This window comes from Leuconostoc mesenteroides subsp. mesenteroides, from assembly GCA_009676745.1.
GTDB classification, from domain to species: Bacteria; Bacillota; Bacilli; order Lactobacillales; family Lactobacillaceae; genus Leuconostoc; species Leuconostoc koreense.
In genome coordinates this window covers 716,151-728,569 of record CP046062.1, presented here as the reverse complement: position 1 = coordinate 728,569, position 12,419 = coordinate 716,151, and the positions used below count along the sequence as shown (strand labels likewise).

General features: G+C 36.1%; 12 protein-coding genes. 4 read left to right on the top strand and 8 right to left on the bottom strand.

All coding sequences use genetic code 11. From position 1 onward, the window contains the following. The first annotated feature begins 2 nt into the window (after window positions 1–2). Window positions 3–668: a phosphatase PAP2 family protein gene (locus GJV51_03705; protein QGM25110.1), complete on the top strand. Its 666-nt coding sequence runs from the start codon at window positions 3–5 to the stop codon at window positions 666–668. Window positions 669–700: 32 nt separating this feature from the next. Here the strand turns inward: GJV51_03705 and nrdF are convergent, their stop codons facing one another. The 4 genes from nrdF to nrdH all read right to left on the bottom strand — a co-directional run bounded on the left by nrdF (window position 701) and on the right by nrdH (window position 4,726). Then, the gene (nrdF, locus tag GJV51_03700; GenBank protein ID QGM25109.1) at window positions 701–1,678 is read right to left on the bottom strand and encodes a class 1b ribonucleoside-diphosphate reductase subunit beta; all 978 of its coding nucleotides are present in this window, start codon (window positions 1,676–1,678) and stop codon (window positions 701–703) included. 2 nt (window positions 1,679–1,680) lie between these two features. Continuing rightward, window positions 1,681–2,121, bottom strand: coding sequence for a class Ib ribonucleoside-diphosphate reductase assembly flavoprotein NrdI (locus tag GJV51_03695; protein ID QGM25108.1), 441 nt, complete (start codon window positions 2,119–2,121; stop codon window positions 1,681–1,683). A gap of 35 nt (window positions 2,122–2,156) precedes the next feature. Next, window positions 2,157–4,328 carry a class 1b ribonucleoside-diphosphate reductase subunit alpha gene (gene nrdE, locus GJV51_03690; protein QGM25107.1) on the bottom strand — a complete coding sequence of 724 codons (2,172 nt, stop codon included), beginning with the start codon at window positions 4,326–4,328 and terminating at the stop codon, window positions 2,157–2,159. A gap of 167 nt (window positions 4,329–4,495) precedes the next feature. Continuing rightward, window positions 4,496–4,726 carry a glutaredoxin-like protein NrdH gene (gene nrdH / locus GJV51_03685; GenBank protein ID QGM25106.1) on the bottom strand — a complete coding sequence of 77 codons (231 nt, stop codon included), beginning with the start codon at window positions 4,724–4,726 and terminating at the stop codon, window positions 4,496–4,498. Between the two features lie 425 nt (window positions 4,727–5,151). On the opposite strand from nrdH, the gene GJV51_03680 reads away from it, so the two are divergent. Both GJV51_03680 and GJV51_03675 read left to right on the top strand, forming a co-directional pair. Next, the gene (locus GJV51_03680; protein QGM25105.1) at window positions 5,152–6,552 is read left to right on the top strand and encodes a DUF21 domain-containing protein; all 1,401 of its coding nucleotides are present in this window, start codon (window positions 5,152–5,154) and stop codon (window positions 6,550–6,552) included. Window positions 6,553–6,645: 93 nt separating this feature from the next. Beyond that, window positions 6,646–7,317: a histidine phosphatase family protein gene (locus GJV51_03675; protein QGM25104.1), complete on the top strand. Its 672-nt coding sequence runs from the start codon at window positions 6,646–6,648 to the stop codon at window positions 7,315–7,317. A 32-nt stretch (window positions 7,318–7,349) separates the two neighbouring features. Here GJV51_03675 and GJV51_03670 read toward each other — a convergent pair whose 3' ends face one another. The 4 genes from GJV51_03670 to GJV51_03655 all read right to left on the bottom strand — a co-directional run bounded on the left by GJV51_03670 (window position 7,350) and on the right by GJV51_03655 (window position 11,686). Further along, a complete protein-coding gene (locus tag GJV51_03670) occupies window positions 7,350–8,888 on the bottom strand; it encodes a hypothetical protein (GenBank protein QGM25103.1) in 1,539 nt (512 codons plus the stop codon). A 147-nt stretch (window positions 8,889–9,035) separates the two neighbouring features. Then, the gene (gene raiA / locus GJV51_03665) at window positions 9,036–9,581 is read right to left on the bottom strand and encodes a ribosome-associated translation inhibitor RaiA (protein QGM25102.1); all 546 of its coding nucleotides are present in this window, start codon (window positions 9,579–9,581) and stop codon (window positions 9,036–9,038) included. Between the two features lie 136 nt (window positions 9,582–9,717). Beyond that, entirely contained in the window at window positions 9,718–10,392 is a 675-nt protein-coding gene (locus GJV51_03660) for a ComF family protein (GenBank protein ID QGM25101.1), read from the bottom strand. 13 nt (window positions 10,393–10,405) lie between these two features. After that, window positions 10,406–11,686 (bottom strand): DEAD/DEAH box helicase, encoded by a 1,281-nt coding sequence (locus tag GJV51_03655; protein QGM25100.1) that lies wholly within the window; start codon window positions 11,684–11,686, stop codon window positions 10,406–10,408. A gap of 17 nt (window positions 11,687–11,703) precedes the next feature. On the opposite strand from GJV51_03655, the gene GJV51_03650 reads away from it, so the two are divergent. After that, window positions 11,704–12,339, top strand: a complete 636-nt coding sequence (locus tag GJV51_03650) for a YigZ family protein (protein QGM25099.1) — start codon at window positions 11,704–11,706, stop codon at window positions 12,337–12,339. Window positions 12,340–12,419: the final 80 nt, after the last annotated feature.

Sequence of the window (12,419 nt, the reverse complement as noted above, 5' to 3'; positions counted from 1 at the left end):
CAATGATTATTTCCGTAAAAAATAAGCAATTACGTCATGCGATTATCTGCTTCATATCTGCCCTTATACTTGGTGTTCTTGTTAAAATAAAGTTTATATTTCCAACCATCATTGACAACAGCATTCATTCATTCATGGCAGACATTCAAACTGATCTAAATGATATCTTGATGACTGTCTTTTCCTTCTTAGGTTCACCCGTACTTGATATCATTTATGTATTGATTCTAGCGGCCATCCTATTACTTGCTAATCTGCGTATTCCAGCCATTTGGTCGGTTACCACGATTATTCTTGGAAATATTTTTAATGCTATTATTCGACTGATTGTCAATAGAAGCCGGCCCGTTGGTCATTTACTCAACGACCAAGGATCCTCATTCCCTAGTAGTCATGTGTTTGGTATATTTTCAGTCATATTCATCCTTTCCTTGCTTGTTATTCCTAATATCGAATCGCCAAGAAAACAATCCTTAATTTCTTGGGCAATCATTGTTATTGGTGTAATGACTATCATGGCACGAATATACTTTAATGCGCATTACTTCAGTGACACAGTAGCTGCTGTATTGTTCGCATACGCTTGGATTATATTTGCTGGGAAATTATATCCAGCCCTAGCAAAACTTCTTACTTCAATATCCTTCTTCTCACATGATGAAGTTTAAATAAAAAAAGAATCGCAATCGCGATTCTTTTTTTATTCTAATCCAATATCATAATCATCATCATTCATTGCTTCAACTTCACCCAACAAATAACCATTACCAACACCCGAGAAGAAGTCATGGTTTGCAGTAGAAGTTGAAATACCATTCATAACAACAGGGTTAACATCTTCTGCTCCGTCAGGAAACATTGGCTCTTGGCCTAAGTTCATCAAAGCTTTATTAGCATTGTACCGTAAGAATGTAAGCACTTGCTCAGTCCATCCTAGATCATCATACAATTCATGTGTATACTTCTCTTCATTTTCATACAATTCATATAGGAGATCATACATCCAACTTTGTAGTTCTGCACGTTCTTCAGCTGAAATTTTATTAAACCCAATTTGAAATTTATAACCAATGTACGTGCCGTGAACCGATTCATCACGAATAATTAGTTTAATAATCTCCGCCACGTTTAACATTTTATTATGACCTAAGAAATACAAGGGCGTGTAAAAACCTGAGTAGAATAAGAAAGTTTCTAAGAAAACTGACGCAATTTTTTTCTGTAGTGCGGACCCATTATGATAAATATCATTAATTCTATTCGCCTTATATTGTAAAAATTCGTTAGAATCTGCCCATTCAAAAATGTTTTCAATCTCAACTTTTTCATTTAATGTTTCGAAAATTGATGAATATGACTTGGCATGAACCGATTCCATGAATTGAATATTATTCAATACCGCTTCTTCTTTTTGATTCGTGGCATCTAACTTCAATTGCGCCATACCATCTTGTGATTGTAACGTATCCAAAGTCGTTAAACCACCAAAAACCAAGTTCATTGTTTGGCGTTCTTGTTCAGACATATTACCACGCCAAGTACGTAAATCGTTCGAAATAGGAACGCGCGTGTCTAACCAAAACTGCTGTGTTAACTTTTCCCAGGTCGCTTTATCTAATTCATCTTCAATGTTATTCCAGTTAATTGCTGTGTACGAACCGTTGTTTATATGTGCCATTGTCATTCTCCAAAATAAGGTTTTATCTTATTATATATCTTTTCTGCATCAAACTTACTACCTCGCAATTCATAGTCTGCAATCATTGGAACATCAAATTTTTTTCCATAACGAATCGCTGTCAAGTTAAATTGGATATTGAAGTTTCGGTTCCCTGAGCCAACCACACCTTTTAAGTATCGTGCATTATTACCAAATGCAATATACTCACCTAAGGCATTTGTAAAAACCTCTTTAACTTCCGGCCCTGTTCCTGTTCCACCTGTCAGATAAGTCGGTACGAAAGCAATATAGGGTTGTGTTTCATTTGCATACTCTGTTTCGTCACCTATTAAACGTGCAGAAAATTTATCACCATTAGATTCAGCAACAGCTGCTAACTTTTCAATAAACGATTTTGTATTACCTTCAGTAGAGGCATAAAGAATATTTATAGTTGTCATTAATTCCTTCATTTCATAGCTAAACTCTTTTTAAACTAAATCGAGCAACTTTCACATTCGTTAACACCTGATTCTTGATTGTCATCTGTAAACGTACGGATATAATAAAGCGATTTTATGCCTTTATTAAAAGCATAGTTACGCAAAATAGTCAAATCACGAGTCGTCATTTTATCTGTACGCTTGTTCTTCCACTCGTACAGATTTTCAGGCAATGTAGAACGCATAAATAATGTCAACGCCATTCCTTGATCAATATGTTCTTGTGCAGCAGCATATACATCAATCACTCTGCGCATATCTGTATCATATGCTGAAACATAATATGGCATTGTTTCATTATTTAATCCAGGTGCTGGATAGTAAACCTTACCAATCATGCCTTCTTGACGTTCTTCAATTCTGTTAACAATCGGCAATAAAGAGGCCGTTGCATCATTAACATAAGAAATAGACCCTGTTGGCGCAATTGCGTGACGATAGGCATTATACATACCGTATTTCGCTACATCCTCTTTTAGTCGTTCCCAATTCTGTTCCGTTGGCACATCAAAGTCAGCAAATATTTTTATCACTTTTTCAGTCTTTGGCATCCAATTTTTATGAACATACTTATCAAAATATGTACCATCCGCATAACCCGATTCATCAAATTGATAAAATGTTTCATGTCGTTCTTTTGCAATGCTCATTGAAGATTTAATAGAATAATAATTCAACATCATGAAAAATGTTGATGTGAAGTCCAATGCTTCTTCATCACCATAGTACATCTTATTTTGCGCAAAATATGCAGCTAATCCCATGGCGCCTAATCCGATAGCATGTTTTTCTTTGTTACCTAAATCAATTGAAGGAACAACATCTAAATTAGACGAATCAGATACAAAAGTTAATGCCCGAACCATTGTATCAACAGATTCACCGAAATTATTCGTTTTCATCATGTTCACAATATTAATTGACCCCAAGTTACAACTAATATCTGAGCCTAATTTTGTATACTGTTGCTTATTATCAATTTCTGACGGTGTTTGTACTTGTAAGATTTCTGAACACAGGTTAGAAGATACAATCTTTCCAGGAATCGGATTAGTTCGATTAGCCGTATCAATGTTAACGACATATGGGTAACCTGATTCTTGTTGCAACTTAGATATCTCTTCTTCAAGGGACCGCGCATTAATACGTTGCTTGCGGATTTTATCATTAGCGACCATATTATCATATTCAGCCGTGATGTCAACGTAATTAAATGGTTGTTGATAAACCTTTTCAACGTCGTCTGGGCTAAACAAGTACATTGTCTCATTTTGCTTGGCTAAATCGTAAAACTTATCTGGAACAGTCAATCCAAGAGATAATGTTTTCACTCGTATCTTTTCGTCAGCGTTTTCTTTCTTAGTTGACAAGAAAGATAAAATATCAGGGTGAAAAACCGATAAATAAACAACACCGGCACCTTGACGAGCACCAACTTGTGATGAAAATGTAAATGAGTCTTCTAACAACTTCATAATTGGTACTACACCACCGGCAGCATTATCAATACCCATGACCGGTGCACCAGCCTCACGTACATTTGAAAGATTAATACCAACACCACCGCCCATTTTGGATAGCTGCAAAGCTGAATTAATAGTCCGACCAATTGAGTTCATATCATCTGACGTCTGAATAATAAAACAAGATACCAATTCTCCGCGTCTAGCTCGGCCAGCGTTTAAGAAAGATGGTGTCGCTGGCTGATAACGTTGATGTATCATTTCGTCAGCCAAGCGCAAAGCCAAATCTTCATTTCCATCTGCATAATATAAAGCATTCATGGCAACACGATCTTCATATGTTTCAATATAATATGCGCCGTCATTAGTTTTAAGCGCATATTGATTGTAAAACTTAAAGGCGGCCATAAAGGATTTAAACTTAAAATGTTCACCCGTTAAATATGCATATAACTTTTCAATGAATGTTAGGTTGTATTTTTGAATAAACTCACGTTCCAAGAAGTGGTTATCAAACATCCAATCCAGACGTTCTTGCAAGGAATTAAAATGCATCACATTAGGTAAAACATTTTCATCCAAAAAAGCATTCAATGCCTCTTGATCCTTATCAAGCTGGATCTCATTATTTTTTGGAATGTTTACTTGATTGTTTAAATCAAAATAGGTTACGTTTTCTAAATCTAATTCTTTTAATGACATCGGTTTATTGTCCTTTGGTTTTGAATGTGATTGATTGCCGTGTTGACACTTTACATATTAAAATGCTTTTGATTAACAGTAAATATCTACAATTTTTCAACATTCTTACTAGAAAAAATGAAATAAAAAACATCGATAAGCTTTTCACCGCACGATGTCAACGAAAATCAAGCAGAAATTTTCTTTAGCACATCAGGACGGAATCCAGAAAATGCTGGTAGCCCTTCAACTGCCACAACTGGTGTTTGGCGATGACCGCTGGCCTTCAGTTCCTCAACAAATTGAGTTTCCTCTTCAATATTAATTTCTTTAAAAGGAATACCTTGCGCTTCTAAAAACTTTTTGGTCATTTTGCATTGCACACAATTGTATTTTGTATATACTGTAACTTTTTCCATGATATCGACCTCGTTTATATTTATTACTTTGCTTTGAATCTAATAACTACTGACCTTAAGTTTACCCTTTTTAATTAATTCTACAAGCCCTAATGTTGTCTCAGCGAACATTTGTTCCTACGATTTGAATGGATTATTCCAAAAAATATTGCCAGAGAACAGCCGGGAAATAAAAAGAACAATCCTATTATACCAACGTTTCAAGCACTAAAATATGTATTGCTTAAGATTCTATAGTACTCTACTTTTTTATAAATCATATTCAATTATTGAGAAGAACCATATATTTGTTCCCTTCCTATTAATATTTTAGAAATAGCTAATACTGATAAAAATCTCCCTTAAGAAAGTTATAAAATTCAACGTCTGCTCAGTATCTTTGTTATAATGTGTATTAGTTATAATATGAAAAGAGGTTTAAGAATTTGGATTCTGGTCCGTCTATGATCATCAATTTTTTCGTTATTTTGGTGGTCCTTTTACTAGCTATTCTGTTTACCTTAACAGAATATTCATTAGTAAAAGTACGTTTAAGTGCATTAAAGGCATTGCAAGAAACTCGTGAAAAACCTTCGCGAAACATTAGCAATGCCATTTATATGACAACACATTTAACTGAATACCTATCGACTGCACAAGTCGGTATTACATTGACAAGTCTGATTTTAGGTTGGATAGGTGAAGAAACTGTTGCTGATATCCTTCTTGGCTCTGGTCTACTTCCTGCTGAGTATGCTCGTGCGATATCTTCAGTAGCAGCTATGATTATATTTACGATCGTCCATGCTGTATTTACCGACTTAGTACCGAAGAATATTGCAATTGAGTCTCCGGTCAAGGTGTTGCTTCTTATTGTACGCCCTGTACGATTCTTCCATATTGCTCTGTTTCCTTTAATTTGGACATTAGATCATTTGTCAAATGGTATTACCCATTTACTTGGTTTCCGGACAGACGGTGAAGAGGATATTTATTCTCAAACAGAAATTTTGTCGTTGTCTAAAAATGCTGCTGCCGCTGGTGAACTCGATGAAGAAGACCTTACTTTCATGCAACGTGCATTTGAAATGAATGATAAAGTCGCCGTGGACATCATGATTGACCGTACATCTATGACAATCATCGATGTTACGGCCTCAATTGCCGATGGTCTCAACTTATACTTAAAAGAACGATATTCACGTTTCCCAGTTGTGGCAGATAATGATAAGGATAAAATTTTAGGGTATGTTTTCAACTACGACTTAGTACGACAAGCCCGCATTAAGTCATCTGATCCCGTTTCCAAAATTATGCGTGATATTCCAGCTGTTCCAGAAAATATGGATCTACACGATGTCATGGATGAAATGATTATAAAGCGTTCTCCTATTGCAATCGTTGTTGATGAATATGGCGGTACTTCTGGACTGATTACTGACAAAGATATTTATGAAGAACTGTTTGGTACCGTCCGTGATGAAATTGATGATGTTTCCGATGACTATATTGAAAAACTCGGTGATCACCGCTTTAAAATTTCAGGTAAGATGACATTATATGATTTTGAACGTTACTTTAATCGCAATATCAAAGAACTTGAAAATGATGATGCAGTTACTCTAACCGGATATGTCTTGAATCATGACCCTGAATTCCGTGCCGGAGACACTATGAAAGTCGCCAACTTTGAGTTGACAGCACTTAATTATGATAATGCTTATATTTCTCAATTCATTGTCAAAGAATTACCTTTACCAAAAGATGATTTAAATCAAAATGGTATCTTCGACGAAGATGAAGTACCATCAGAAAAGCATTCTGAAGATGATGTTACTGCTAATTAACCAAAGATGCATTCCTTCGGGAATGCATCTTTTTCATTTTGCTACCAAAATACTTGTGGTAAAATGGAAATAGTTATCTTCAGGAGGAAACTTATGACAGTCAACATCTACATGGTACGCCATGGCGAAACCTATTTTAATCTTTTGCATCGTTTCCAAGGTTGGTCTGATGCACCCTTAACAGAAAAAGGAATTCAAGACGGTTATGCAGCTGGTACTCGGCTGGCCAACGTACACTTCGATGGCGCTTATTCATCCGGTTTAACACGAACTATCCACACATCACAATATATCTTAGCCAATAATAAATCTGATTCACCCAATCAAGCAATTCAATTACCAGACTTCCGTGAAGAAAACTTTGGCTATTTTGAAGGTGTACACACTGGTTTGGCCTTAACAACTCTTGGGGCTTATAAAAAAGATACCTTCTCAGACTTTTCCGATGTTATCACTAAATATGGTATGCCTGCAGCGATGGACTTAATCCGCGAAGGTGACCCTTTCAAAATCGCGGAGAACTATCAACAATTTATAACACGTATACAACACGGTTTTGATGATATTCTTTCTCGCCATCAAGACGGAGATAATGTACTCATCGTTTCTCATGGTACAACTATCCGTGCTATTGCTGATTACTTTGGCTATCATGATTTTGCCAAAATTAGTGTTAAAAACGGTGCTGTCACACAACTTGAATTGGCTACTGACCATACTAAAATTACTAACTTTAACGATGACTCAACCATATTTAATTCATAATAAAAAAGCGAGCTCAAATGTGCTCGCTTTTTTTATTCAGCAATTTTTTCTGTCAAAATTTTTCGTTGTCTAAAGCGATACTGTGAAACTAATAAGATGGTAAGTATAATCCACCAAATTACTAAGATCATGACATTTTGCTGTATCTCACCACTAAACGCTATATGATTGACAGCATTGATTAGTGCTGTCAATGGCCAGAATGGTCTAGAAATACCAAACGCTGGATCTTGTACAATTGCTGGATAACTAACAGCAACTATAATTAATTGTAAAACAGAAATGCCTGTAGCTAGCCACCAACCTGCTTGGCCAAGTAATTGTTTCAGATACCAAACAAAACTCAACATGATCCACTCGGCTAATATAACCACGCCCACAGTAAACCAAAAATTGGTAAGTGGTATTTTCCACAATACTGCACTGGTTGTCATTAACAAAGCACCTATGACACTCAATACGCCACCAATTTGGAAATTATCCCACCATTGTTCAAGCGCAAGTGCCTCTGGTTTTTCCGGTTTAATCGGCAATATCAACCCAAATAATATTGCCATTACTGTCACACCAACTGCCAATACCTGTGGCAAAATGGCTTGCCCATCGTTTTGCACTGGCTTAATATCAGTTGTGCTTAGCGTAAGCATCTGCGTCAAAGAAGTGGTCGTATCGGACTTTTCCCCGAGCAATGATTTTAATTTATTGGAAATAGCAGCTTGACCATTTTTTACGGATGTGGCTTCGGTTTGAATAATACCAGACTTCTGACTTAAAGCTTGTGTATTATTCAAATTCACAACAATATTACTAATTCCGCCTACTACCGTTGTTTGCATTTTGTAAGAAACATCATTTATCTTAGCTGCCGCTTCTTTGATTTTATCGGTATCACTATTACTAATGGCCGTATTAAGCTCTACAGAATAAGATGCCAACTGCGTGGCTAAATCACTCGAGTCTGTCTGCAAATCTTTAGCTGTATCTGTATCAATAGCATTTCCAACAGCTTGTAAATTAGCTTGCAAATCAGATGTTTTGTTCGCTAAACTATTACTCTGCTTTGCTAAATTTTTCAAGGTAGATTCGTTCGAGATACCCATGCTCAATTTGACATTGGCTTCATTAACCAAATCTTCAAGCATACGTCTCGTATATTGTGTCGCAAATTGATTATTACCAGTAGCTATGACTTGCTTAACGTTCACATTTTTACCTGAACTTTTAAAATTAGCTAACTGCTGCGTCATGTTATTTGGAAAAACAATCACGCTACTAACCTGTCCCAACTTTAAGGCTTCTCGAGCTGACTTTTCTGAACTATACTTCTTGATCACTAACTTTTTACTGTCTTTAAATTGATTAATTAATTTATCACCAACGCTTTGCTGCTCGCCCTCAAACTGCGCAGGTTTGTCTAAATTAACAACAGCGACCTTTAAACGGTCCGCATGCTGTGTTACATGACTAGTTGCGCCAAGGTAACCTGCCACTAAAATTACGGGAATTCCCACTGCCAATAGCCACTTAACTAAACTATGCTTATTTTTTAATACCGTTTGCCAACCAAACATAAAAGACCTCTTCAATTTAAACTCTGCTTAATCTAGCATACGCAATTGAACTGGTCTTTTGGATAACTTTATAAACTTTTACGATTCTTAACTAAATTATGGAAAAATGTTCCCCACTTTGTAGTCAATAACACACAATGACCAATATCATTCGGCCGTTTCCAGCAAACCATACTTTCCATCAGCCCGCTTATAGATTACTGAATCAGTATTTGACTCTGCATCCTTAAAGATAAAGAACACATGTCCAAGCAAATCCATTTGCAAGGCAGCTTCCTCAGGTGACATTGGTTTCAAATCAACTTGCTTAGTACGAACAATTTGGAGAGCAGAATCATCGACCTCTTCTTCAGGAATTTCACCCTTCGAATCAATCCCTTTAAATCCAGTTTCTCTCGATTTACGATTAATTTTTGTCTTATACTTACGAATTTGTCGTTCTACTTTTTCAGAAACATTATCAACAGCTGCGTATAAATCTTGATTCGTATCTTCAGCTCTCAAAACGACATAAGGTAACACAATAGTTACTTCAACCTTACCAGAATTATCAGACTTGTATGTGCGCAAGTTAACGTTGGCCTTGGCATTTTCTTCGATATAACGATTTAATTTCGTCAAACGCTTTTCCACATATTCACGAATTGCATCTGTGACTGTGATATTTTCACCACGTACATTGTAATCTAACATAAACTAATTCCTCCAAATTTCCTTCTTTAATGATAAAATTCTAAACGTTATCATTAAGTCAGTTATTTTATATTGGTTCTACAATTATTATAACACATCTGTAAGCGTTTACTGTAAAATTACAATTTATTCATTTTCATCGCGCTAATGAAATGCTCCTCACAGAATTTGCTCCATGTATTAATAGCAAATTTGCAGCATGGTGCAATGTATTTCCTGTCGTATACACATCATCTACAAGTAAAATATTTTGTCCCGCAATCATTTTTTCGTCGATTATGGAAAAGGGCTGTTCCCTTTTCATGCGGGCTTTACGATTCAAATGTGATTGTTGTATTTTATTCGTCACCTTAACTTTTAAGACTTCTGTCAACTCAATACCTTCTAGCAAACTAGTTACTTGATTAAATCCACGTGTCATCATCGTCTGATGGCTAACAGGAACTGCTACTACTAAATCCATACCTGAACGATGAACTAGGTTGATTAATTCACGATTAAAAATTTTACGTAGTTTGTAGTCACCATTGAATTTATACTGTTGCATAAATAGTCGCATAGCAGCATTATATTGATATAAGGCTCGATGATAAAGTATAGGTCTGTTATTAAATTGCCACCTTCGGCAGTCGTAACATGTGTTATTATTTAGTTGCTGCCGCCCGCATGCTAGACAATGTTGATCATCGATTACATCAAAATTGCATCGACAACTTTCACACAATACGCTATTTTCAAGTCTTACGAGGCCAAAAAACTGTAAAAATGAATTTACTTCAAATAATTCTGTTTGGCACAATGCACAATGCATGGTTTCTCCTTTTCTAACGATCCATTCGACATTTTAATTTTTTACCACGACGATTCATCATGATAATTTGTTTTTGTGCTGACCTAACCTTTAAATTGATATGTTGTACATATGCTTGTACTAAACCGGTAGGTCGATCAGCACTACGTCCTACACGACCCGCAATTTGGACAAGTGCATTTTCACTAAATGTTTTATCGTCTGCTCCTATAATTAACACATCGATTCTGGGGAAAGTAACTCCTCTTTCTAATATTGTAGTCGTAATTAAATACTGCAACTTTTCATCACGCATTTTTTTAACCTTGTCTTGCCGAAATGGATCTGCTGCATGTACGTAATCACTTTGCACATCTGGAAATAACCGTTGTAGTTTTTGATGTAGCGGTTTTAAATCAGAAACTTTTGGTACAAAAATTAGAAATCGTTGTTTAGTTGTAATTAGTTGAATAATTTGTTTTTTGATAACATTCGGTAGTTTTTTACGCCAGTTACGAACTAATTTTACTTTTATTTCAGGTAAGACATGCTGATGAAATCTCAATGGTAAATAAGAAGTTGGTAATTTTTTACCTGCTTTTTTGCGCATTGCTAATGTTGGTGTCGCAGTTAAATAAATTGAGGCACTATTTTCTTTCCGGGCTTTATTCACTGCATACATCAGCATGGCATCCCCTGCAAACGGAAAGCTATCAATTTCATCAACGATCAGAAGATCGAACGCATGATAAAATCGTAGCATCTGATGTGTGGTCGCTAAAACTAACTGTGTATATCGATAGGCCTCTTTCTGGTTACCATGTAATATCATTAAATCAGTTTCTTCAAATGCCGACTGAATGCGCGGTGCTAACTCCACAATGACATCTACGCGTGGTGAAACAACTGCTACACGTAATCGTTGGCATAGTGCTTTGTGGATAACCGGGAATAACATTTCAGTTTTACCCGCACCAGTAACCGCCCACACTAAATGTTCCCCTTTTTGAGACAAAGTCATTAATAGTTCGTTGCTAACTTTTTCTTGTTGTTGCGTTAATTTACCTTGCCACGTCATTTTAGCGTTACCAGAAAACCGATTTGGTTCCGGTAACGAAACTAAGTTATCAAGAGAACTAACTCGCCCTAATATCAAACAGCCATTACAGTAATAATGTTGATTAGGCAATTTCTCGATATTCTTCTGTCCACACCGTTGGCACTTCTTACCCACAAAAGGTTCAATAATATGTTTAGTCGTTGTTTCCACTTTGGGTTGAACAATTTGACGACCATAGAAATATTCATCATTCATGCTGTATAATACGTTATATGATAGAATATTTCACAATCGAGCCCTCATCATTCACTTGGGAAAAAGAAATTAAAAAATCACGCTTCATTTTAAACATGGCACGCATCACTTCTGAAAATGATGCTCGCTGTTTTATAGAAAAAATAAATAAAGTCCACTATAAAGCTAGCCATAATGTTTTTGCTTACGTATTGGGTGATAATGATAGCATTAAGCGCTATAGCGATAACGGTGAACCAAGTGGTACAGCTGGCATACCAATGCTAGAAGTTTTACAGAAAAATAACCTACATGACGTCGTAGCAGTAGTAACTCGTTATTTTGGCGGTATTAAATTAGGTGCAGGTGGATTGATTCGTGCTTACGCTAGCACAGTTGCTGAAGGACTTGAGTCAATTAACTTCGTGGAACGACTAACACGTCTACAAGTTACTATTAGCATTGATTATAAGCATGGAGAAACATTAAATTATTGGCTAAACAGCCATAATTATTCAATAATAGACACACAATATGATGTAACTATTCACGTCGTAGTCCCAGTATCTGAAGAGGATTTGGCCAAATTCCAATCAGATTTGATCGACCAGTTTTCTGGGCACATATTATTTGATATTGGTGACGAAACCCACTTTGAAATTCCGGTAAAATAGGCTATAATTGAATAGTTATGATCCGCTAGTGTAATGGATCGCACGCAAGATTCCGGTTCTTGAAATCCGGGTTCGACTCC

What these genes read in the sequence shown, in the direction of transcription:
- GJV51_03675 (QGM25104.1), top strand. Translation starts at nt 6,646, where the DNA reads ATGACAGTCAACATCTACATGGTACGCCATGGCGAAACCTATTTTAAT.
- GJV51_03650 (QGM25099.1), top strand. Translation starts at nt 11,704, where the DNA reads ATGATAGAATATTTCACAATCGAGCCCTCATCATTCACTTGGGAAAAA.
- GJV51_03705 (QGM25110.1), top strand. Translation starts at nt 3, where the DNA reads ATGATTATTTCCGTAAAAAATAAGCAATTACGTCATGCGATTATCTGC.
- nrdH (QGM25106.1), bottom strand. Translation starts at nt 4,726, where the DNA reads ATGGAAAAAGTTACAGTATATACAAAATACAATTGTGTGCAATGCAAA.
- GJV51_03695 (QGM25108.1), bottom strand. Translation starts at nt 2,121, where the DNA reads ATGACAACTATAAATATTCTTTATGCCTCTACTGAAGGTAATACAAAA.
- GJV51_03660 (QGM25101.1), bottom strand. Translation starts at nt 10,392, where the DNA reads ATGCATTGTGCATTGTGCCAAACAGAATTATTTGAAGTAAATTCATTT.
- GJV51_03655 (QGM25100.1), bottom strand. Translation starts at nt 11,686, where the DNA reads ATGAATGATGAATATTTCTATGGTCGTCAAATTGTTCAACCCAAAGTG.
- GJV51_03670 (QGM25103.1), bottom strand. Translation starts at nt 8,888, where the DNA reads ATGTTTGGTTGGCAAACGGTATTAAAAAATAAGCATAGTTTAGTTAAG.
- nrdF (QGM25109.1), bottom strand. Translation starts at nt 1,678, where the DNA reads ATGGCACATATAAACAACGGTTCGTACACAGCAATTAACTGGAATAAC.
- nrdE (QGM25107.1), bottom strand. Translation starts at nt 4,328, where the DNA reads ATGTCATTAAAAGAATTAGATTTAGAAAACGTAACCTATTTTGATTTA.
- raiA (QGM25102.1), bottom strand. Translation starts at nt 9,581, where the DNA reads ATGTTAGATTACAATGTACGTGGTGAAAATATCACAGTCACAGATGCA.